The organism is Providencia sp. PROV205 (genome assembly GCF_028479505.1).
Lineage (GTDB): Bacteria > Pseudomonadota > Gammaproteobacteria > Enterobacterales > Enterobacteriaceae > Providencia > Providencia huaxiensis.
Genome location: NZ_JAMPNU010000003.1, coordinates 33,175 through 54,926, shown reverse-complemented (window position 1 = coordinate 54,926; position 21,752 = coordinate 33,175). Strand labels below are relative to the sequence as shown.

At 40.1% G+C, this 21,752-nt stretch carries 21 protein-coding genes; 10 read left to right on the top strand and 11 right to left on the bottom strand.

Going from position 1 to position 21,752, the window contains the following annotated elements; genetic code table 11:
* Window positions 1-24 precede the first annotated feature (24 nt).
* Together tsf and rpsB are read right to left on the bottom strand one after the other, a co-directional pair.
* The gene (gene tsf / locus PR800_RS03630) at window positions 25-876 is read right to left on the bottom strand and encodes a translation elongation factor Ts (RefSeq protein WP_004908761.1); all 852 of its coding nucleotides are present in this window, start codon (window positions 874-876) and stop codon (window positions 25-27) included.
* A gap of 142 nt (window positions 877-1,018) precedes the next feature.
* Window positions 1,019-1,744: a 30S ribosomal protein S2 gene (gene rpsB, locus PR800_RS03625; protein ID WP_102139937.1), complete on the bottom strand. Its 726-nt coding sequence runs from the start codon at window positions 1,742-1,744 to the stop codon at window positions 1,019-1,021.
* A gap of 657 nt (window positions 1,745-2,401) precedes the next feature.
* On the opposite strand from rpsB, the gene map reads away from it, so the two are divergent.
* From map to PR800_RS03605, 4 genes are all read left to right on the top strand, one after another.
* The gene (gene map, locus PR800_RS03620) at window positions 2,402-3,199 is read left to right on the top strand and encodes a type I methionyl aminopeptidase (RefSeq protein ID WP_166264459.1); all 798 of its coding nucleotides are present in this window, start codon (window positions 2,402-2,404) and stop codon (window positions 3,197-3,199) included.
* 109 nt (window positions 3,200-3,308) lie between these two features.
* The gene (gene glnD, locus PR800_RS03615; RefSeq protein WP_239978406.1) at window positions 3,309-5,945 is read left to right on the top strand and encodes a bifunctional uridylyltransferase/uridylyl-removing protein GlnD; all 2,637 of its coding nucleotides are present in this window, start codon (window positions 3,309-3,311) and stop codon (window positions 5,943-5,945) included.
* Between the two features lie 62 nt (window positions 5,946-6,007).
* Window positions 6,008-6,835, top strand: a complete 828-nt coding sequence (dapD, locus tag PR800_RS03610; RefSeq protein WP_102139940.1) for a 2,3,4,5-tetrahydropyridine-2,6-dicarboxylate N-succinyltransferase — start codon at window positions 6,008-6,010, stop codon at window positions 6,833-6,835.
* 418 nt (window positions 6,836-7,253) lie between these two features.
* Window positions 7,254-7,634 carry a DUF3461 family protein gene (locus PR800_RS03605; protein ID WP_004908747.1) on the top strand — a complete coding sequence of 127 codons (381 nt, stop codon included), beginning with the start codon at window positions 7,254-7,256 and terminating at the stop codon, window positions 7,632-7,634.
* A gap of 83 nt (window positions 7,635-7,717) precedes the next feature.
* Here the strand turns inward: PR800_RS03605 and PR800_RS03600 are convergent, their stop codons facing one another.
* From PR800_RS03600 to PR800_RS03590, 3 genes are read right to left on the bottom strand one after another with little or no spacing between them, the layout of a single operon-like run.
* The gene (locus PR800_RS03600; RefSeq protein ID WP_102139941.1) at window positions 7,718-8,170 is read right to left on the bottom strand and encodes a flavodoxin; all 453 of its coding nucleotides are present in this window, start codon (window positions 8,168-8,170) and stop codon (window positions 7,718-7,720) included.
* Window positions 8,171-8,191: 21 nt separating this feature from the next.
* A complete protein-coding gene (gene truC, locus PR800_RS03595; protein ID WP_272530227.1) occupies window positions 8,192-8,950 on the bottom strand; it encodes a tRNA pseudouridine(65) synthase TruC in 759 nt (252 codons plus the stop codon).
* A gap of 7 nt (window positions 8,951-8,957) precedes the next feature.
* Entirely contained in the window at window positions 8,958-9,293 is a 336-nt protein-coding gene (locus PR800_RS03590; protein WP_102139942.1) for a YqcC family protein, read from the bottom strand.
* A gap of 252 nt (window positions 9,294-9,545) precedes the next feature.
* Here PR800_RS03590 and PR800_RS03585 point away from each other — a divergent pair, with 252 nt between their 5' ends.
* On the top strand, window positions 9,546-10,442 hold the full coding sequence (locus PR800_RS03585; RefSeq protein WP_210848164.1) for a DUF535 family protein: 897 nt from the start codon (window positions 9,546-9,548) through the stop codon (window positions 10,440-10,442).
* Between the two features lie 477 nt (window positions 10,443-10,919).
* On the opposite strand, the gene syd is transcribed toward PR800_RS03585, so the two are convergent.
* Complete coding sequence (gene syd / locus PR800_RS03580) at window positions 10,920-11,480, bottom strand: SecY-interacting protein (RefSeq protein ID WP_102139944.1); 561 nt, start codon at window positions 11,478-11,480, stop codon at window positions 10,920-10,922.
* Between the two features lie 146 nt (window positions 11,481-11,626).
* Between syd and queF the strand changes: the two genes are divergently transcribed.
* From queF to xni, 3 genes are all read left to right on the top strand, one after another.
* Window positions 11,627-12,472: an NADPH-dependent 7-cyano-7-deazaguanine reductase QueF gene (gene queF, locus PR800_RS03575; protein ID WP_102139945.1), complete on the top strand. Its 846-nt coding sequence runs from the start codon at window positions 11,627-11,629 to the stop codon at window positions 12,470-12,472.
* Window positions 12,473-12,556: 84 nt separating this feature from the next.
* Complete coding sequence (gene ppnN, locus PR800_RS03570; RefSeq protein ID WP_102139946.1) at window positions 12,557-13,924, top strand: nucleotide 5'-monophosphate nucleosidase PpnN; 1,368 nt, start codon at window positions 12,557-12,559, stop codon at window positions 13,922-13,924.
* A 17-nt stretch (window positions 13,925-13,941) separates the two neighbouring features.
* Window positions 13,942-14,697 (top strand): flap endonuclease Xni, encoded by a 756-nt coding sequence (gene xni, locus PR800_RS03565; RefSeq protein ID WP_102139947.1) that lies wholly within the window; start codon window positions 13,942-13,944, stop codon window positions 14,695-14,697.
* A 55-nt stretch (window positions 14,698-14,752) separates the two neighbouring features.
* On the opposite strand, the gene rlmM is transcribed toward xni, so the two are convergent.
* The 3 genes from rlmM to PR800_RS03550 are packed head-to-tail and all read right to left on the bottom strand — an operon-like array spanning window position 14,753 to window position 17,213.
* Complete coding sequence (gene rlmM, locus PR800_RS03560; RefSeq protein ID WP_102139948.1) at window positions 14,753-15,856, bottom strand: 23S rRNA (cytidine(2498)-2'-O)-methyltransferase RlmM; 1,104 nt, start codon at window positions 15,854-15,856, stop codon at window positions 14,753-14,755.
* Window positions 15,849-16,244: a DUF423 domain-containing protein gene (locus PR800_RS03555; RefSeq protein ID WP_004908716.1), complete on the bottom strand. Its 396-nt coding sequence runs from the start codon at window positions 16,242-16,244 to the stop codon at window positions 15,849-15,851. The genes rlmM and PR800_RS03555 overlap by 8 nt, the downstream gene beginning before the upstream one ends.
* Window positions 16,245-16,271: 27 nt before the next feature.
* Window positions 16,272-17,213: a transcriptional regulator GcvA gene (locus PR800_RS03550; RefSeq protein WP_102139949.1), complete on the bottom strand. Its 942-nt coding sequence runs from the start codon at window positions 17,211-17,213 to the stop codon at window positions 16,272-16,274.
* Window positions 17,214-17,912: 699 nt separating this feature from the next.
* Here PR800_RS03550 and csdA point away from each other — a divergent pair.
* Window positions 17,913-19,118 carry a cysteine desulfurase CsdA gene (csdA, locus tag PR800_RS03545; protein WP_272530226.1) on the top strand — a complete coding sequence of 402 codons (1,206 nt, stop codon included), beginning with the start codon at window positions 17,913-17,915 and terminating at the stop codon, window positions 19,116-19,118.
* Between the two features lie 18 nt (window positions 19,119-19,136).
* A complete protein-coding gene (gene csdE / locus PR800_RS03540) occupies window positions 19,137-19,595 on the top strand; it encodes a cysteine desulfurase sulfur acceptor subunit CsdE (RefSeq protein ID WP_206275836.1) in 459 nt (152 codons plus the stop codon).
* Between the two features lie 41 nt (window positions 19,596-19,636).
* On the opposite strand, the gene tcdA is transcribed toward csdE, so the two are convergent.
* A complete protein-coding gene (gene tcdA, locus PR800_RS03535; RefSeq protein ID WP_102139952.1) occupies window positions 19,637-20,452 on the bottom strand; it encodes a tRNA cyclic N6-threonylcarbamoyladenosine(37) synthase TcdA in 816 nt (271 codons plus the stop codon).
* A gap of 30 nt (window positions 20,453-20,482) precedes the next feature.
* A complete protein-coding gene (gene mltA / locus PR800_RS03530) occupies window positions 20,483-21,604 on the bottom strand; it encodes a murein transglycosylase A (protein ID WP_272530224.1) in 1,122 nt (373 codons plus the stop codon).
* Window positions 21,605-21,752 lie beyond the last annotated feature (148 nt).

Here is a 21,752-nt window from a genome sequence, read left to right as displayed (position 1 = left end):
CGCCAATTGGCGGCCCTTAGTTGATTACTTGCTCATTGCAGCAACTTCTGCTGCAAAGTCAGTTTCAACTTTCTCGATACCTTCACCTACTTCGAAACGAAGGAAACCAGAAACAGTAGCACCTTTCTCTTTCAGTAAGTCACCAACAGATTTGCTTGGGTCCATTACGAAAGGCTGGCCAGTCAGAGAGATTTCGCCAGTGAATTTGTTCATGCGACCGATAACCATTTTTTCTGCGATTTCGCGTGGTTTACCAGATTGCATAGCGATGTCTAACTGGATTTGATGCTCGTGAGCAACAACATCAGCAGGAACATCATCTGGAGTCACATATTCAGGTTTGCTTGCAGCGATGTGCATAGCAATGTGTTTCAGTAATTCTTCGTCAGCGCCTTCAGCCGCAACTAAAACACCAATACGAGCACCGTGCAGGTAGCTACCTACTTGTGCGCCTTCCAGAATAGCAACGCGACGAATATTGATGTTTTCACCAATTTTCGCAACTAATGTTGTACGAGCTTCTTCGAATTTTGCTTTCAGTGCATCGATGTCTGCATTTTTGTCAGCAACAACAGAAGCTAAAACTTCTTTACCGAATGCTAAGAAACCTGCGTCTTTAGCGACGAAGTCAGTTTCGCAGTTCAGCTCAACCAGAGCACCTGTTTTACCACCGTTGAAAACTTCAGTCAGGATAACACCTTCAGCTGCAACGCGACCTGCTTTTTTAGCCGCTTTTGCTTGACCTGATTTACGCATGTTATCAATCGCTAATTCGATGTCGCCATTAGCTTCAACAAGTGCTTTTTTACATTCCATCATACCTGCGCCAGTACGTTCGCGCAGTTCTTTTACCAATGCAGCGGTAATTCCAGACATGTGATTTATTCCTCGATATTCCCCGTGGGAATTTTCCCCACGTGGATAGTTCTGATTCATATATAAAAGGGGCCTAAATCAGGCCCCTTCTAACATATAGCAGTACCTGTATAGCAATACCTAAATAAGGGTTTAAACCTTATTATTCAGCTTCTACTAAGCTTTCTTCTGCTTGAACAGCCAGATCTTGTGAACGACCTTCACGAACGGTGCTTGCTACAGCGCCCAGATACAATTTGATTGCACGGATTGCATCATCGTTACCAGGGATAATGAAGTCGATACCGTCTGGATCAGAGTTAGTATCAACAATAGCAAATACTGGGATACCCAAGTTGTTTGCTTCTTTAATAGCGATGTGTTCGTGGTCTGCATCGATAACGAACAGAGCGTCAGGTAAACCGCCCATATCTTTGATACCGCCTAAGCTGTTTTCTAACTTACCAAGTTCACGAGTACGCATCAGCGCTTCTTTCTTAGTCAGTTTGTCGAAAGTACCGTCTTGTGATTGAACTTCTAAATCTTTCAGACGTTTGATTGACTGACGAACGGTTTTCCAGTTAGTCAACATTCCGCCTAACCAACGGTGGTTAACGAAATACTGATCACAGCTGTTAGCAGCTTCTTGAACGGCTTCGCTTGCAGCACGTTTAGTACCGACAAACAGAATCTTGCCTTTACGAGAAGCAATTTTAGTCAACTCAGCCAGAGCTTCGTTGAACATTGGAACAGTTTTTTCCAGGTTGATGATATGAACTTTGTTACGCGCACCGAAAATGAAAGGTTTCATTTTTGGGTTCCAGTAACGAGTCTGGTGACCAAAGTGTACGCCTGCTTGTAACATATCGCGCATGGAAACAGTTGCCATTTAATACCTCTGTATTTAAGTAATTGGGGTTATGCCTCCACAAATCCCATGCTACCGACTCCAAAGCTGCGTTTAAACGCATAAGAGCACCCCGGTGCACGTGTCGATTTGTGTGTGTTATTACACAATTGAGTTTTAAGTTTCGCACATCCAAACTTCTCATTAGCCACTTCATATTGATGCCATAAAATGACATTTCGATGATGGTGATAAGAAATAATATGGATTGCCGGCGCGCTTTATACCATAAAACCAACTTAGAAGCCAACTTTTGTTGTTTTTTTCGCTCACAAAAATGGCAGTGAAGTTGATTTAATCGGAGCAATCGCACTTTATAATTATAGACGCTTTTTGATTAGATAAAAAAGCCCTATTTAAAGAATGGTTTTTATTGTTTCACATACTTCTTATATCTCTCTTGCGGTTAGTTATTTGCATTTTGTGCTACGCAAGGCTCAAAATGAACAAGCCAATCCCCTCTCATCACCTATCCTACAAACAACTTCAACTTTCGAATCTATCGTTAGCTAGTTGGCAGAAAATGCGGTGGCTGTTACCATACGTCTTATCGATGTAAAAAATGGTATTCAACCTCCATTTTCAAACCCTCTTATTTAGCATGTCATTAAGCACTAATGGCATGAATGGACTGGACTCATGGCTATTATTATCAAAACTGAAGAAGATATTCAGAAAATGCGCGTTGCTGGTCGCTTAGCAGCTGAAGTATTAGAAATGATTGCACCGCACGTTGTGCCGGGTGTTAGTACAGGTGAATTAGACCGCCTATGTCATCAACACATTGTTGATGTGCAGAAAGCTATCCCTGCATGCTTGGATTACCACGGTTTTCCTAAATCTGTTTGTATTTCTGTCAATGATGTTATCTGCCACGGCATTCCTAGCGACGATAAGATTTTAAAAGATGGCGATATTGTCAATATTGATGTCACCGTCATTAAAGAGGGTTTCCATGGCGATACCTCCAAAATGTTTATCGTAGGTAAACCGACGATTCAAGGTGAACGCCTTTGCCAAGTCACTTTAGACAGCTTGTATCTAGCAATCCGTATGGTTAAACCGGGTATTCGCTTACGTACTCTGGGCAAAGCTATTCAAGAATTTGTCGAAAAACAAGATTTCTCGGTTGTACGTGAATATTGCGGCCACGGCATTGGACAAGGTTTCCATGAAGAGCCACAAGTTCTGCACTATGACGCTGATGACAGTGGCGTAGTCCTGCAAAAAGGGATGACTTTTACCATTGAGCCAATGGTCAACACAGGTGATCACCGCATTCGTACCATGAAAGATGGCTGGACAGTTAAAACCAAAGACCGCGGTTGGTCAGCACAATATGAGCACACATTAGTCGTAACGGATAACGGCTGTGAAATCCTCACTCTACGTAAAGAAGAAGAACCATTTATCTCTGCCGTATTAGTCAACGAATAATCTTCTCCTTAGAGCCTTCTTAATCGAAGGCTCTACCTCTGTTCATTTTTATCAAAAAACCGTAAGCTGGTAGCTATTCCCCTATTGCTATCAATACGGAAAGATAAAGATGACTGTAAATTCAGCTTCCTACCTATCTCCGAATCAATTTAGTACTCATGACCTTGAGTTGAATTCATTAAGACAACATGTCGATGATTTCGATCAGTGGTTGGAAGAGGCTTTCAACCAAGGTAAAAATGTTGCCGACCTTATTCACTTACGTAGTGATTACCTTGACGCATTGCTGACAAGATTATGGCAATCTTTTAAATTTGATAAGCAACCCGATATGTCATTGATCGCCGTTGGGGGTTATGGTCGCCATGAACTTCATCCACTTTCTGACATCGATATTTTAGTTTTAAGTAAAAACCCCCTTCCAGAACGCGTCGCCAGCGAAATTGGGCAATTTATCACGCTATTGTGGGATTTACGGTTTGATATCGGCCACAGTGTCCGTTCGCTTGCTGAATGTATTGAAGCTGGAAATGCCGACCTAACCACCGCAACTAACCTCATTGAATCACGGTTAATTTGTGGTGATGTCACCCTGTTTTTACAATTACAAAAAACCATTTTTAGCGATGACTTTTGGCCCTCTGCCCTCTTTTTTGCTGCAAAAATTGAAGAACAGCAAGAACGTCATCAACGCTACCATAGTACCAGCTACAATTTAGAGCCCGATATTAAAAGTAGCCCTGGAGGATTGCGAGATATCCATACCTTACTGTGGGTCGGTCGGCGCCATTTTGGTGCAACCACCGTCGATGAAATGGTGGGTTTTGGCTTTCTCACTGAAGAAGAGCGCCAAGAACTCAAAGAGTGCTTAATGTTTTTATGGAAAATTCGCTTTGCACTCCATTTAGTGGTGAAACGCCATGATAATCGCCTGCTATTTGACCGCCAATTTAGCGTAGCTCGGTTACTAGGTTATGAAGGCGAAAAGAACCAACCCGTTGAACGGATGATGAAAGATTTCTATCGCGTCACTCGTCGAGTGAGGGAACTCAATCAAATGCTATTACAGCTATTTGATGAGGCCATTTTGACACTTAATCCTAACGAAAAACCTCGCCCTATTGATTCATTATTCCAATTACGCGGGTCATTGATTGATGTCATTGATGAAGAGTTATTTATTAAGCAGCCAGCTGCTATTTTAAAAATGTTTTATCAAATGGCTAGATATCCAAATATTACAGGGATCTATTCCACCACATTGCGTCAACTTCGTTATGCACGGCGTAACCTTTCGGTGCCATTATGTGAAATCCCTGAAGCCCGAAAACTGTTTATCAAAATTCTACGCCACCCCAGAGCAATCAAAGGGGCTTTTGTTCCCATGCACCTTCATAGTGTATTAAGTGCCTACACACCGCTATGGGGCAATATCGTCGGGCAAATGCAATTCGACCTATTTCATGCATATACCGTTGATGAACACACTATTCGCGTGCTGCAAAAAATTGATAGCTTTACATTAGAAGAAAATCGTCGTGACCATCCACTGTGTGTCAGTGTTTACCCCAAATTATTACAACCCGAACTTTTACGATTAGCTGCGATTTTCCACGATATTGCTAAAGGCCGCTCAGGGGATCACTCTGATCTCGGCTCTGAGTTTGTTTATGATTTCGCCTTACTGCATGATTTTTCTGTCAAAGAAGCTGAATTAGCTTCCTGGTTGGTAAAAAATCACTTATTAATGTCAGTGACAGCTCAACGACGTGACATTCAAGACCCTGATATTATCAAGCAATTTGCAGGAGAAGTTAAAACCGTTTCACGGCTTAACTACTTGATGTGTTTAACGGTTGCGGACATTTGTGCCACAAATAGCACGCTGTGGAATAGCTGGAAACAAAGTTTAATTCGTGAGCTATTTTTATCAACAGAACACCAATTAAATCAAGGCATGCAAAGTACCCCTGACTTACGCGAACGCATTCGTCATCACCGTTATCAAGCTTTATCATTACTGCGCCAATCATCAATTGATGAAGAAAAACTGCAAGGCTTATGGTCTCGCTGCCATGCGGATTATTTTTTACGTCATACCCCATCCCAATTAGCATGGCATGCTAAGCACTTACTAGCCCATGACTTGAGCCAGCCTTTAGTGTTAATTAGCACGCAGCCTAAACATGGCGGAACAGAAATTTTTATTTGGTGCCATGATAAACCCCATTTATTTGCAGCTGTCGCTGGCGAATTGGATCGCAGAAATTTAAGCATTCACAGTGCTCAAATTTTCACCAACAAAGACAATATGGCCATGGATACCTTCGTCGTACTGGAACCTAACGGTAGCCCTCTATCCAAAGACAGATACGACCATATCCGAAAAATGTTGTTATTAGCCGTTCAGCAACCTGAAATTTCACTGCCTAAGCCACGTACTCTGCCGTCAAAGTTACGTCACTTTACTGTGCCAACAAAAGTTAATTTCCTACATTCCACTAACGAACGTCGCACTTATATGGAGCTATTTGCCTTGGATCAACCGGGTTTATTGGCTCGCATCGGTCATATTTTTGCTCAAATGGAAATTTCTCTGTATGGCGCACGCATCACCACAATTGGCGAAAAAGTGGAAGATTTCTTTGTTTTAGCTGATAAGGAACACAAAGCGTTGACTAAAAATATGCAACAAGAGTTATCAGAAAGGTTGACAGAAGCCCTAAAATCGAAGGATAAAATATAGCGTTCATCACATTTTCATGGTGAACGTTCACTTTTATATCATTCAAGAGGAAAATACAATCAATGCAGCATTTACAAGCGATCATTGAACAAGCGTTCGAAGAACGAGCTAATATCACACCAAATACCGTATCAAGTTCGGTAAAACAAGCCGTGTTAGATACCATTGCATTACTCGACAGCGGAAAATTGCGTGTCGCTGAAAAAATTGCCGGTGTTTGGGTTACCCATCAATGGCTGAAAAAAGCAGTTTTGTTATCATTTCGCATTCAAGATAACCAAGTCATTGACGGTGCAGAAAGCCGTTATTTCGATAAAGTCCCAATGAAATTCGCAGATTATGACCAAGCTCGCTTCGAGAAAGAAGGTTTCCGAGTTGTTCCTCCTGCCGCGGTTCGTAAAGGTGCTTATATCGCTAAAAATAGCGTATTAATGCCGTCATATGTCAATATTGGTGCTTACGTCGATGAAGGTACAATGGTAGATACATGGGCAACCGTTGGCTCCTGTGCCCAGATTGGTAAAAACGTGCATTTATCTGGTGGCGTAGGGATCGGTGGTGTACTAGAGCCATTACAAGCCAACCCAACGATTATTGAAGACAATTGCTTTATTGGAGCTCGTTCTGAAGTGGTCGAAGGGGTGATTGTTGAAGAAGGCTCCGTCATTTCAATGGGTGTTTATTTAGGACAAAGCACCAAAATCTATGACCGTGAAACAGGTGAAATTCATTACGGCCGAGTCCCTGCAGGTTCCGTGGTTGTTTCAGGTAATTTGCCATCAAAAGATGGTCGTTATAGCCTGTATTGCGCCGTCATTGTCAAGAAAGTCGATGAGAAAACCCGCGGTAAAGTAGGCATTAATGAATTATTAAGAACGATTGATGAGTAATTAAACGTTTAAAACTTCATGCCAAACCTATTACTGGTTTTTATAATAAGCTTTATAGTGAGCCACTGTAATTAGGTTAAAAAACCAAAGCTATCCCGAATCGCATACCCCCGTATGCAACTCGGGTGGCCATATCAGTGTTACCTTTTAATATTAGCGCATTAATTGCAAAGAGAAGTTTGTCAATTTCTACAAATCGCGCATAATATGTCCGTGGCTTTTGCCGTTTACCTCTAATAAAACTGTATTATTTTATTTTTCATTATAATGATGCTGTTTGTGTAATAACATCATTCTATCTATCACCTAAACGAATGGGATAGATAACTTATTAACGAGAAATAGACCGATATTGTTACGGCCTGCTCACACTATCACTTTGTTCACCGACTCTGTCTCTACAGTAAAGCGAGCTAACATGTACGATAATTTGAAAAGTTTAGGCATCAGTAACCCTCAAGACATCGACCGCTACACCTTGCGCCAAGAAGCGAATAATGACATTTTAAAAATTTATTTTCGCAAAGATAAAGGTGAGTTTTTTGCTAAAAGTGTAAAATTCAAATATCCACGCCAGCGTAAAACTATTGCTGACGGTAATAATAATTTCAAAGAAATTAATGAAATTAACACTAACCTGCGTTATGCCATCGAAGAACTAGACCAAATTTGCCAAACAGATCAAACTGATATTGATTTAAAACACAAAATTCTTGATGACTTACGCCATCTTGAACACGTGGTTTCAAATAAGATCGCAGAAATTGAAGCGGATCTAGAAAAATTGACCCGTAAATAATTTACAGGTGAAATGATTAATTTACTGCGCCGTAGCACTGCCAATATTTATCATTAATATAGGTAATACTACGGTGCAGACATTTAGAGCAGTCCCGCCCACGCTTCAACCCAAGGCTTAGCAAACTCCTCTGGAACATCCACCTCAATTGCATCAATGAATAAAATATCACCAATACGGGTCGCTGATTGTTCAGATAACAGCTCATCAAAACGAATACCAGCCCCACAAAAACTTTCATAACTGCTATCACCTAAAGCAATTAGGCCATAACGTAAATCAGGTTGATAACCGACAACATCTTTGATTTCACTATATAACGGAGCGATGGTGTCCGGTAAATCCCCTTGCCCCGTCGATGAGGTAACAATAAGTGCAATTTCATTACCTGAATTATAAAGTTGCCAATCGTTCAAGGTGGGCTCATCAAAAACAACCACTTCATGCCCTTGCTGCTCTAAAATTTCTTGTGCTGTTTCTGCAACAGCTAAAGAGTTACCGTAGACAGTTCCAACAAAAATGCCTATTTTTGACATAACTTTCCCTCTATTTTATCGTTAACTTGATGAGTTAATAACGTTTATCCCTAGTTTTTCAACTTTGCCTGTCCATCCAAATTGCTCAATTAATGACAACCATTGTGTATCCCATGTGGCAACCAACGATATATTTTCTTTTGTTATTGGGTGGTTTAAATTTAATAAGCTGGCATGTAGCATCAGGCGAGACACTGAAAAATGCGTATTCACACCTCTATTTTGGCGTAAGTCTCCATGCTTGCTATCACCAATAATAGGGTGACGAAGGTGAGACATATGCCTTCTCAATTGATGTTTACGGCCAGTTTCAGGTTTTAATTCAACTAAACTAAATCTTGATGTTTCATACCGCCCAATCCCAATGGGACATTCAACTGTCGCTATCGGTTTACAGTGGGTAACACACTCCTGCAAAACAGGCTCACGTGATGCATGTTTATCCGCAATTTTATCTAACTCTTCTAATAGCGGATAATCGATGGTTTGCTCTTCGGTTAAATAACCACGAACAACAGCGTGATACACTTTTTCTAACTGATGGTTTTCAAATTGAGCCGATAACAGCCTTGCAACCTCACTCGATAATGCAAAAAGCAATATACCTGATGTTGGCCTATCGAGACGATGAATGGGATAAACATACTGGCCAATTTGGTCCCGTAATGTTTGCATCACAAAGACGGTTTCTTTACTGTCTAGCCAACTGCGATGCACTAGCATCCCCGCGGGCTTATTCACTGCGACCATATACTCGTCGTGATAAATAATTTCCAACATCAATAAATTACCCACGGGTCTTCGTTGAGAAAAATCCATCTAATTCACGCAAATAATTAATAATTAGCGTGTATTGTTCTTCTTCATCATGTTTATAAGCTTCTTCAAAATAAGGAGCAACCGCAAAATTAGTTGGCAGCGTAGCCCCTTGCTCAATTAACATTTGCAGGCGGGGGATCAAAATCCACTGTAACCACTCTATCGCCTCCATCGTGTCTATACAAAAAGGCTCTACACTGTTAAAAGCGTCTGGCAAAGGTGGTTGTTCCCCCCAAAGAGATTTTAATTTCATTTCCTCTTCTAAGTGACGAAGTTTCTCAATGATACGTTGTTCAATATTCATACTTAAACTCATTTAGTGATGACAATGGCAAATATACGGTATTTTCTATCACAATTCTGTCGAATAAATGGGGTTAAAAATGAGTAAATACAAGTTTATTCATTTTTCTTATCTATAGTTATTATCACCACCATCAATCTGACAACTCACTTAATAAGATTTGTTTATATTTCGTTGCAGATAACACATGTAAAATTAAATGTTTTATCAATTTAGAACTTACAAAATAATTAACAACAAAATGGTTTATTTATGGGACGACTAAAACAGTGGCGCAAGGAAAGTAAAGTTTGGAAAGCCTTAAACTCTAAGTATTTTGAATTAAAAAGAAAAATACGCATTTCAAAGCTACCTTCGTCACAATATCAGCAGTATCAATTTATGTGTCAAAACTACCGTAGCGCTCAGTTTTCTTCAGTTATTGAAGGCGTTCCTCACTTCATTGAGCGCCCAATCAATAAGTACCTACATAAAAGCTGGAATGGAAAACAAAAATTATTAACTGCCAGCTATACGCTCAATTTAATTGAAAACACATTTACACCCGAAGCTATTGAGACAATGTTCTGTACAAAGCGCGAAGGGCTTCTTGTGGCAAACATTGAATTAAAATCAGGGGAATTTGCTCAGTTAACGTTGATTTATTCTCAATATCCTCGGGAAGGTGACCTCACTTTACACTTGAGAAATGAAACGGGTGACGATATTTATTTAATGAGTTTTTCCTTTGGCCCAGAAGGACAATTGTACGTGTGCTCTTTGCAAGGCCCTTCCACTGAACAAAGTGTCGACCAAGTTAGGTTGATAACTAAGCAAATGCACGGAATGAGGCCCAAAAACCTATTAATGTCCGCGGTTTATGCAGTAGCAACCTTCTTTCAGGTAAAATCAATATTAGGGATTTCAAACCAGTGCCATATTAAGAGCCAGCATTTGAAATCAAGCTACGATACATTTTGGCAAGAATGTAGTGCGACGAAAACACCTGATGGTTGGTTCCAATTACCTATTCAAGAACCTGTACGAGATATAGAGTCAGTGAAAAGCCAGCGTCGTGCTGAATTTCGCCGCCGAGAAGCACTTCGCGATACCATGACCCAAGATATTATTGCCTCGTTAACCGAAAATTCGATTAAAGCAGAGCATTGATTTTTAATCAATTAAAGTATCTTTGATACTTTTTTCACCACTCTACTGCAATAAACGCATAACTAAAAAAGCCAGTCAACCGAAGCTGACTGGCTCATACTTTAAAATTTACGCATCCTGCAAATGACTTCCCGTCACTCAACATCCTGTTGATTAAAACAAATTTATAGATCCGTCACCTAGTCGCGTTCCATCGCCTTGTTTTAAACAATTTTCACACCTTACACTAAGCAGTAAGGTATAAAAAGCTAAACGAGTTTACCCTGTCCAGCGAGATAAGAATGCATTAAATGTATTAATGAAACAACCTAGCAAAATAAACAATAACATAGTGAAAACACATACAAATCACAAACCAGATAGTAACGCCATGAAATTAAAAGTTAAATAATTATCATTACAATATAAAGAACATTTTTTAAGAAATGACTTAGCTCAATTGTAGGCATTTACTTACACAAACCCACTTAAAAACACTTACCCCTGAGGTTCAATGACAACCACGAGTTCATCGAGAAAATTTGTTAAATTCGAAGAAAGTACACGCCTTTGCTGACTACCAAATTTTTCTAATATAATTTCTCCCGTGAGATTACACATTGAAATCATTTCAATCTCTGATTCTAAAGTCGCAATAAACAGCGTGGGTGATAGCTTTAAACGCTTCTGAGTAACTAAATGACCAATTAAATTTTCTTGCAAACGGATGAAGTCATCTTCATTCCATACCTGCACTAAACTCAGCGTAATATCACGAAATGTGGCTTTCATATCACCAGCAAGCTGTGTCGTATAAAAAGCATGGATATCACCTTGCAAATTTATCTCCAATGCTGCCGCGACTTTGTCTAAGCTCGCATCCTTTATTGGGAATGGCTGAGGTTCCCAATAAACCCAGTTTTCACCTGTACGGACAATACATGGAGATGGAACACCATATAAGTCTGTTGAAGCAGGAGGCAAACCCGTTTGTTGGTGCCATTGCGAAATATATTTCTGCGTAAAATTTTGTAGTGCGACAGAGTGTGATGTATTCATAGTTATGTGTTTTCTGTAGCCTATTTAAAGAGAAAGGCGTCAATGTGGTAGATAAATGGTATTATGACAGAAGTTTGCAAATGAAGAAAATATCCCAATTTTTACCTGTTAGCCTCATTTTAAGTTTATGAAGTATAAGGACCCCTATGTCACACTACCAAAATAATCCCGCACTTAATAATTTAACACTTGGGAAGAAAACGGCTTACCATGACCAGTATGATGCCACATTATTGCAAGCCGTCCCTCGTAGTTTAAATCGTGACCCTTTAGCTATTCATGCTAAAGCACTTCCGTTTCACGGTGCTGATATTTGGACAATGTATGAGCTTTCATGGCTAAATCAGCGTGGGGTTCCTCAGGTAGCAATAGGTTCGGTTAGTGTTGATGCTAATAGCGAAAATTTAATTGAATCAAAAAGTTTTAAGCTTTATCTAAACAGTTTTAACCAAACACGTTTTGAAACTTGGGAAAATGTGCGAAGCGCTTTGCAAAATGATTTAAGCCACTGTGCTAATGGCCAAGTAAGCGTTACACTTCATAAATTAGCCCATTTTTCTCATCAACCTATCCAGCCATTACTTGGCGAATGTATTGATGAGCAAGAAATTGATATTGATAATTATGAGTTTAATCGAGACTATTTGGCGAATTGTACTCAGCAACAGGTTGTCGACGAAACGTTAGTGAGCCATTTATTAAAATCAAACTGCTTAATTACCAATCAACCTGACTGGGGCTCTGTGCAGATCCACTATCGTGGGCCCAAAATTGATCGCGAAGCCTTATTACGTTATTTAGTTTCATTTCGCCATCATAATGAATTTCATGAACAATGCGTTGAACGCATTTTCACTGATATTATGCAATTGTGTAAACCTGAAAAATTAAGTGTTTACGCACGCTATACTCGCCGTGGAGGGCTTGATATAAACCCATGGCGTAGTAATGAAGAATTTAAGCCTGAATTAGGTCGTTTATCACGGCAATAAATGTATACAGTTGAAAAATAAATGTAATTAATACATTTACAGTACAATCACATATCAAGAACCCATTGGGTAAAGGAGTACTACTTGATTACTCATATCAGTCCATTAGGATCTATGGATCTACTCTCTCAACTTGAAGTTGACATGCTAAAACGCACGGCCAGTAGCGATTTGTACCAATTATTTAGGAATTGCTCTTTAGCCGTTTTGCATTCAGGCAGCTTAACCGATAGCAGTAAAGAGCTTTTAGAAAAAAGTAAAGATTTTGATATCAATGTATTACGCCGTGAGCGTGGCGTTAAGCTTGAACTTATCGAGCCACCAGAAAAAGCCTTCGTTGATGGCAAAATCATCCGCACCTTACAAGCAAACCTGTTTGCTGTATTACGTGACATTTTATTCGTACATGCGCAAATTACGCATGCCAAAGAGCGATTCAATCTAGACCTCGAAAATGGCACACACATCACTAATATGATTTTCTCCATCTTACGTAATGCTCGCGCACTGCATATTGATGAAGACCCAAGTATGATTGTTTGCTGGGGCGGCCACTCAATTAATGAAATTGAATACCTATATGGTCGTAAGGTCGGTAACGAACTTGGCTTACGTGAACTCAATATCTGTACAGGCTGTGGTCCTGGAGCTATGGAAGCACCAATGAAAGGTGCCGCTGTTGGCCACGCCCAACAACAATACAAAAATAGCCGTTTTATTGGCTTAACTGAACCTTCAATTATTGCGGCTGAGCCACCAAATCCATTAGTGAACGAGCTCATCATTATGCCTGATATCGAAAAACGTTTAGAGGCATTCGTTCGATTAGGTCATGGGATTATAATCTTCCCAGGTGGTGTCGGTACTGCTGAAGAGTTGCTTTATTTACTTGGTATTTTGATGGATCCGGCTAACAGTGAACAAGTTCTGCCATTAATTTTAACGGGTCCAAAAGAAAGTGCAGAATACTTTGAAGTATTAGACGATTTTATTCGTCACACTTTAGGTGATGAAGCCAGTAAGCACTACCAAATTATTATTGATGATGCACCAGAAGTTGCTCGTGTGATGAAACGTAGCATGCCACAAGTTAAAGAAAATCGCCGTAGCACTGGTGATGCCTATAGCTTCAACTGGTCGATCAAAATTGCTCACGATTTACAGCACCCATTCGAACCAACCCATGAGAATATGGCATCACTGAACCTACACCCAGGACAAGCGCCTGAAAAATTAGCTTCAGATTTACGTCGTGCTTTCTCAGGTATTGTCGCTGGTAACGTGAAAGAAGTTGGTATGAAAGCCATCGAAAAACATGGCCCATTCAAAATTCACGGTGATAGTGAGCTAATGAAGCGTATGGATGTGTTATTACAAGGCTTCGTTGAACAACATCGTATGAAATTACCTGGTGGTACAGCGTACGAACCTTGCTATGAAATCGTGAAATAAATAATGATGGCGTATTTATGATCCATTTATTAATTATTGATGCATTAAACTTAATACGCCGGATCCACGCGGTGCAAGGAAGCCCGTGTGGAGAAACTTGTTTATCTGCAATAGCACAGTTGATCACCCATACAGACGCCACACACATTGTTGCAGTGTTTGATGAAGAAGGTCGTCATCAAAGCTGGCGTCATGAAAAACTGCCTGATTATAAAGCTGGCCGGCAACCGATGCCTGAAGATTTGCATGCCGAACTCCCTGCATTAATCGCTTTATTTAAAGAAAAAGGAATTCACTGCTGGCAGTCTGAAGGGGATGAAGCTGATGACTTAGCCGCAACCTTAGCAACACGCATTGCGGGCTCAGGGCACACGGTTACCATCGTATCCACAGATAAAGGTTATTGCCAACTACTTTCCCCTAACTTAAGAATTCGCGACTATTTTCAAAAGCGCTGGCTTGATATCCCTTTTATCGAAAAGGAATTTGGTGTTTCTCCTGAGCAACTTCCTGATTATTGGGGACTCGCAGGGATCAGTAGCAGTAAGGTTCCTGGGGTTGCAGGTATTGGTCCCAAAAGTGCTACAACCCTATTGCAGCAATACCATTCTATTGAAAATATATTTGCTAATTTAGATAAACTTGAAGATAAGTGGCAGAAAAAACTCATCAATCAACAGGAAATTGCATTGATTTGTCGAGATATCGCGACTTTAAGAACCGATATCGCGCTACAAGGAAATTTGAATCAGCTGCGTTATATAACCAACTAATATAAAAAAGGCCACTTTATTAATTAGTGGCCTTCTCATTGACTGGTTTTATGGATTAATAATACTCACGTGCCATTGGATTTGCCGACCATATCCTCATCACGTGCACAGTCACTTCTTCACGGTCATGATAAAGCTGCTTCGCTTGAATCAACACATTAATGCCTTGCTCTTTGAGCTGTGTTTTCATCTTTTCTAAGATATGTGAAACTTCTTCATAGCGCTTTTTCATCGGCAATTTTAAGTTGAAAATGGCTTCTCGGCACCAACCTTGTGCAAGCCAATCCGTCATTAACGCAGCAACTTTAGCGGGTTTTTCAACCATATCACAGACTAACCACGTAATGTTGTGGGAAGTAGGCTTAAATTTAAACCCATCTTCACGGTGATGCTTAACTTGCCCTGTATCCATAAGGCTTTCTGCCATTGGGCCGTTATCTACAGCATCCACCATCATACTGCGTTTTACCAATTGATAAGTCCATCCACCTGGACATGCACCAAGGTCGACTGCTTTCATCCCGCTCGCTAGACGCTCTTCCCACTCTTCATAAGGAATGAAGACATGGAAAGCTTCCTCAAGTTTTAAGGTTGAACGACTCGGAGCATCCGATGGGAATTTTAATCTTGGGATCCCCATATAGAAGTTCGAACTATTATTAGTATATGAATACCCGGTATAACAACAACCTGGGGCTATAAAAAATACATGAATAACAGGCCGCTTAAAGTTTTCGAGTGGCAATAAGATTTTTTCTTTACGTAATGCATTACGTAAAGGTACCGTAAACTTGCGGCAAAATTTCAGCAGCTCTTTCGACTCGTTGGTATCAGCAACTTCAACACGGATATCACCTGCCCGCGCAACTTGCTGACTCAATGCATTTACAATCGGAGTAATACGGTCTTCAGGCGGTAAGTCCTTAAGTAAATCCCCTATTACAATCATTTGACGAGCAAAAATTAATTCTCGAAAAGGCAACGTCCGTGCGAGTGTGTCTGCATCTTCTGCTTGATAGCACTCAAAAATAACATAACCACTGTTTTCTTTTACGCGAGCAAAACCATAAATCTCTTTTTGCCCTGCTTTATCTGTAATCTCTGCTGCACATTCTTTTTCAAAGCCTGGACGGCAATATAGTGCAATTTTATTACTCATTGCGTGACGCCGATTTCCTTAGACGCATAGCGCCAATAACCACTAACAGCCAACCAATTAGGAAACATACACCACCTATTGGCGTAAAATAAGAGAAGTATTTTACCTGCAATAGTGCCATACAATAAAGGCTACCGCTAAAAAGAAGTATCCCAACAGAGAAAAACACACCTGACCAATAGAACCATAGGATAATTTTACGTAATAAAATTGCCCCGAGCACCATCAGTGCTACAGTATGCAACATTTGATAACGCAGTCCTATTTCAATCCAGTCCATTTGATGGACACTCATAATTGACGATAACGCATGTGAACCAATAGCCCCAAAAGCAACAGTAAAGAAGCCACTAATTCCAGCAAAAATTAACATCAAACGACTATTCACAGTAACACCTTTTATTTAAATACTTGATTACTGAATAAGCGCCACATCTTGGTCACCCGTAATAAAGCCTAATTTCTCTTGTTCACTTGCTGCCTGCCCAAGGATCCATTGGCGAAATGCAGCTATTTTGCCTAAATCTGCCTGATTTTCTTGGCAAACTAGGTAGAATGCGTTTTTACTAACTAACACCTCACTAAAAGGGCAAACTAAGCGCCCAGCGTCAATTTCATTTTTGGCCATCACATTATTCGTTAATGCAACCCCCTGACCATGAACAGCAGCTTGAATAACCATAGCACTATGACTAAAAATGGGACCTTGCTGTACATTGACTACATTTTGTAACTCTAGTTGCTTAACATATGCCTGCCAGTCTCTTCGTGAAGAATCGTGAAGTAACGTATGTTTTGCTAGATCTTCAGGAACTTTTAATTGGCTATCCCCAGTTAATAAAGATGGCGAACACACAGGCATTAAATATTCAGCATAAAGCCTATCTGTTCTTAATCCAGGCCAATTACCTTTACCGTAGAAAATAGCGACATCAACGTCATCAGCCAATTTATCTTCTTCTCTATCTACAGCCTGGATCCGCACATCAATGCCTGGATAGGCTTGATTGAAGCCTGAAAGCCTTGGTACCAGCCATTGAATTGCAAAGCTTGGGGATAAACTCACTGTTAATGCCCCCTTCGCGCTTCTTGCTTGTAACTTACGCGTCGCCTCATTCAAAGAAGAAAAAATTTCTTTAATATCAAGGTAATAACTTTGTCCCTCTTCTGTCAACAACAATGAGCGATTGCGCCGACGAAATAATTTCAACCCAAGGAAATCCTCCAAACTTTTCATCTGGTGGCTAACGGCCGCTTGAGTAACAAATAATTCTTCTGCTGCCTTAGTAAAACTTAAATGACGAGCTGCAGCGTCAAAGACTCTCAGTGCATTTAGGGGCGGTAATCTTTTAGACATAATCACTTCTACTTGGCATCTTGTTATGCATTAGTTTTTTTCATCCGAAGCATTATAATTTGTCCCTTGAGGATACGCTAGTAAATACCTATAGTATGCACACTTCCTAAGCCGGAACGAAAAGTTACAGAGTTTAGTTACTTTGAAACTTTTGGCTTTGTGGTTGTGATGTTGTGTTTGCAAGTTGTCTGGTTGAACCAGACCTTTGTAGCTTTAGCTACTGTTTTTTCACTTCCTGTACATTTACCCTGTCTGTCCATAGTGATTTTATATAGTGCACCGCCAACGCGCGGTGCTTTTTTTTACTCTTTTTTTAATGCTATTTCGGCATTTACTTAAGCAATTTAACTTAATAAATACAAATATCTATAGATAAATACAAGTGTACCGAAAAAACTTTCAGTAAGATATTTAAGATAAATCTTGAAAATTATTCACTAAGTACTTAAAAAAATAAATTTATAAACAAAAGGCGTTGCATTGCAATGCAAAACACTGAATCATCTTGAAACCACATCTGGAAGAATTGCTAACAATTAATACCAAACGTAACAGAATATTTCAATAATTAGATTGAAAAATGATAAGTTTAAATTAATCAGAAAATAACTATAAATGTACTAATAAATGTACAATCAACTAATACAGCACTCAGTAAAATCAAAACACATTGAAATTTTGACTAAAAAGAAAATACTCATGGATCATTTTAGCGCTACCACATTTCGCCTCGCCTTCCCAGCGATAGACTCGTCAACACTATTTTTTGATAGTGCGGCTACGGCTCTGAAGCCTATTGCCATGATCAATGCATCAAATGACTATTATCGCTTGTCAGGCAGTTCCGTATACCGAGGTCAGTCACCTGAATCACTAAAATTAACACGTGATTATGAGCAGGGGCGAATTCGTGCCGCAAAATATATTCATGCTTCAAATGAAAAAAATATTATTTGGACACGCGGGACAACAGAATCAATTAATTTAATTGCACAAGGTTATTTTCGCTCAACATTACAACCTGACGATGAAATTATTGTTAGTGAAATAGAACATCATTCAAATTTATTACCATGGATTATGCTTTCGCAACAAACAGGTGCCAAAATTATAAAATGGCCTGTTGAAAAAAACCTGACGTTAAGCCTTGATGTACTCAAATCTAAATTATCTGAAAAAACGAAAGTTATCGCTATCACACAAATGTCCAATGTAACTGGGTATCAACCAGATATACAGACAGTAACTCAACTTGCTCACCAAGTAGGAGCTCTCGTCGTTGTTGATGGCGCACAAGGTGTCGTTCATAGCCCTATTAATGTCAGTGAGCTGAATGTCGATTTCTATGTATTTTCAGCACATAAGTTATATGGACCCACAGGGCTTGGGGTTTGCTATGCCAAAACAGAACTTTTAGAGCAAATGACCCCTTGGCATGGTGGCGGTAAGATGTTGACTCACGTCACATTTGATAATTTTACGCTTGCTCCTATTCCCCAACGATTCGAAGCAGGAACACCGAATATTGCTGGTGTAATTGCCTTTTCAGCTGTTCTAGAGTGGCTGGAAGAGATAAATTTAACACTAGCAGAAACATATACTTGCTCATTAACCGAATATGCAGCTAAAAAACTATCGGCACTTCCCGGCTTTATTAGCTATAGTGTGCCTCATTCTCCTTTGCTATCATTTAACTTCAAAGATGTTCATCATAGTGATCTGGGAGCCCTCTTGACCGAGCAAAATATTGCACTACGCTATGGTCAACACTGCACCCAACCATTAATGGATGCATTAAATATAAGTGGCTGCTTGCGCGTCTCAATGATGCCTTACAACAACCTGCAAGATGTCGATAAATTTATTGACGCAGTCACCGTTTCACTTTCTATACTCAATGAATAAATCAATAAAGGAAGCCTAATGACTTCGACTAACCATGAACTTGCTCCGCACCCATTCGGTACAGAGATTAAAATTCAAGAAATAGTTGAACAGTTTTCCACACATAAAGCATGGGAAGATAAATATCGTTTATTAATTCAATTTGCGAGAAAGCTGCCTGTATTGTCTGATGATGAAAAACTGCAAACTCAAGAAGTTAAAGGCTGTGAAAACCGAGTTTGGATCGGAGCACGGCTCAATGATAATGAAACATTTCATTTTTATGGGGATAGTGAAGGCCGGGTAGTAAAAGGGTTATTTGCTATTTTATTAGCCGCGGTAGAGCAAAAAACAGCAAAAGAGATCATGGAAATTGATTTTGACCACTTATTAGCTCAAACCGGCTTACCTTCGCAACTCAGCGAGTCTCGCCAAAATGGTATTCAATCACTCATTACTGCAATTCAAAATATTGCCAATGAAATGACACCTGCGTAATTCATTAAATGAGGCTATCTATCGCAATAGCCTCATTCGCTTTACAGATTTTCCATTTCTCGTTGTGACTTTGCTATCATTTTTTTAAGTGCATGTGAAACGGCAACAAACCCAAAACTCGCTGTAACCATAGTAACTGCGCCAAAGCCTGAAGCGCAGTCCATACGCTTAGAACCATCCGCAGTACTTTTTGCCGCACATACCGTGCCATCGCTTTGTGGATAAACAAGTTGCTCGGTAGAAAAAACACAGTCAATCCCAAGCTTTCCTTTCCCGTTTTTAATGACGTTAAAATCAGATTTTAAGCGTTCTCGCAACTTAGCCGCTAATGGGTCTTGGATAGTCTTAGCCAAGTCTGCCACTTGAATTTTTGTTGGGTCGATTTGCCCACCAGCGCCCCCTATGGTGATAATAGGTATTTTAAAGCGCCTACAATACGCTAGTAACGCTGCTTTAGGCCTCACACTATCAATAGCATCAATAACATAATCAAACCCCGTACTAAGGTAGTGAGCGACATTATCGACAGTAATAAAGTCATCAATAACATTCACTACACACTCAGGGTTAATTTCTAAAATACGATTTTTCATCACCTCAACTTTTGGTTGCCCAACCGTCGACTTGATGGCATGTAATTGACGATTAGTATTAGTCACACAGATATCATCCATATCAATCAATGTGATGAACCCAATACCTGAACGAGCAAGCGCCTCCGCGGCCCATACACCTACCCCACCAACCCCAATGACACAAACGTGAGAACGTGCAAAAAGATGAAGAGCATGTTGCCCATATAAACGCCCGATCCCAGCAAAACGCTGCATCCAAGCATCAGAAAGCTTAGCTTGCATAATAACGAACAACCTCAGTTAAATCTGTAACTACAGTGAACCAAATAGCGGCTGGCTTTTTTTCAGCACCCAAACTCGCCCATAATGGTTATAAAAACCGGCCATTTTCCCAGCGTCATGACCTATACCGTGGTAAATATCAAAATGATGCCCTTTAATTGCACCACCGACATCCAAGGCTATCATCATACGCATTTCATACTGCCCCGTAAATTTCCCGTTATTATCTAATACAGGGATTTCTGCGAGCAAAGCTGTACCCGGTGGAATGAGGGTTTTATCTGATGCAACGGATGCCTTAGCAATTAAAGGAACCGCACTTGCACCTCTAACAGGGACAAATGATTGCGGTTTAAAAAAGACAAATGACGGGTTTTCTTCTAAAAGCTGGCGAACTTCTTGCTCGCTATGCTGGTCCGTCCAATCATGGATAGCTTGTAATGACATTTGGCTAAGAGGAACCTCACCGCGGTCTACCAGCACTTTTCCGATACTTTTGTACGCATGGCCATTTTTACCTGCATAACCAAAGAAATTCAAAGGGCTACCATCCCCAAAATCAACATAGCCACTTCCCTGAACTTCCATCATAAAATTTTCAACGGGTGAATTACTATAAGCTAAAATTAAATTATCACTCAGGGCACCGTTATAAATCGCGGCTCGGCTAGGTAAACGCTTCTTTCCTTTTCGGGGCATACCGTATAACGGATAACGAAATTCACCTTGTGCCATACGACGGGCCTCAATCACAGGTGTGTAATATCCTGTAAATTGCACGTTTCCATAATTATCGGCACCTTCCATTTGGAAAGCCGTTAAATTGAAATTTGCCAATTGAGCCGGATCTCCTCCCGCCATCAACCAATTTTCTATGGCATGGTAAGCATCATTGTTATTTTTAAACAACCGTGGTGATGCATTTTTGATTTCATTAACCTGCTGATTAAAATCTGGCGCATTGATTGGTCGTCCCTGTACATTCACTTGATTTACTTTCTGTAAATCTTGAACTAAGCGACCATCTTTATATTGTTGGCCTTTATCCGTTGGATGGGTTTGGCACCCAGCTAATAAGGAAAGAAATACACTGGTTACTAACCACTTTTTTACTGTTTGTTTATTGACGATTTTTGTTAGCCCTATATTCATGCTCTACCACCCAGATAAATCCAACAATCCAATATGAAGCGCACAATAGCAAACCCAATTAGGGAATGAAACGTGTAAATATATTTAGAGTGGTTATTTTCCTTCACCAACTCATCAAAGTGTAAAAAACAGCCAGACAGAACAAATT

Coding starts and splice junctions, on each gene's coding strand:
- tsf (WP_004908761.1), bottom strand. CDS start 876: ATGTCTGGAATTACCGCTGCATTGGTAAAAGAACTGCGCGAACGTACT.
- rpsB (WP_102139937.1), bottom strand. CDS start 1,744: ATGGCAACTGTTTCCATGCGCGATATGTTACAAGCAGGCGTACACTTT.
- map (WP_166264459.1), top strand. CDS start 2,402: ATGGCTATTATTATCAAAACTGAAGAAGATATTCAGAAAATGCGCGTT.
- glnD (WP_239978406.1), top strand. CDS start 3,309: ATGACTGTAAATTCAGCTTCCTACCTATCTCCGAATCAATTTAGTACT.
- dapD (WP_102139940.1), top strand. CDS start 6,008: ATGCAGCATTTACAAGCGATCATTGAACAAGCGTTCGAAGAACGAGCT.
- PR800_RS03605 (WP_004908747.1), top strand. CDS start 7,254: ATGTACGATAATTTGAAAAGTTTAGGCATCAGTAACCCTCAAGACATC.
- PR800_RS03600 (WP_102139941.1), bottom strand. CDS start 8,170: ATGTCAAAAATAGGCATTTTTGTTGGAACTGTCTACGGTAACTCTTTA.
- truC (WP_272530227.1), bottom strand. CDS start 8,950: ATGTTGGAAATTATTTATCACGACGAGTATATGGTCGCAGTGAATAAG.
- PR800_RS03590 (WP_102139942.1), bottom strand. CDS start 9,293: ATGAATATTGAACAACGTATCATTGAGAAACTTCGTCACTTAGAAGAG.
- PR800_RS03585 (WP_210848164.1), top strand. CDS start 9,546: ATGGGACGACTAAAACAGTGGCGCAAGGAAAGTAAAGTTTGGAAAGCC.
- syd (WP_102139944.1), bottom strand. CDS start 11,480: ATGAATACATCACACTCTGTCGCACTACAAAATTTTACGCAGAAATAT.
- queF (WP_102139945.1), top strand. CDS start 11,627: ATGTCACACTACCAAAATAATCCCGCACTTAATAATTTAACACTTGGG.
- xni (WP_102139947.1), top strand. CDS start 13,942: ATGATCCATTTATTAATTATTGATGCATTAAACTTAATACGCCGGATC.
- rlmM (WP_102139948.1), bottom strand. CDS start 15,856: ATGAGTAATAAAATTGCACTATATTGCCGTCCAGGCTTTGAAAAAGAA.
- PR800_RS03550 (WP_102139949.1), bottom strand. CDS start 17,213: ATGTCTAAAAGATTACCGCCCCTAAATGCACTGAGAGTCTTTGACGCT.
- csdA (WP_272530226.1), top strand. CDS start 17,913: ATGGATCATTTTAGCGCTACCACATTTCGCCTCGCCTTCCCAGCGATA.
- csdE (WP_206275836.1), top strand. CDS start 19,137: ATGACTTCGACTAACCATGAACTTGCTCCGCACCCATTCGGTACAGAG.
- tcdA (WP_102139952.1), bottom strand. CDS start 20,452: ATGCAAGCTAAGCTTTCTGATGCTTGGATGCAGCGTTTTGCTGGGATC.
- mltA (WP_272530224.1), bottom strand. CDS start 21,604: ATGAATATAGGGCTAACAAAAATCGTCAATAAACAAACAGTAAAAAAG.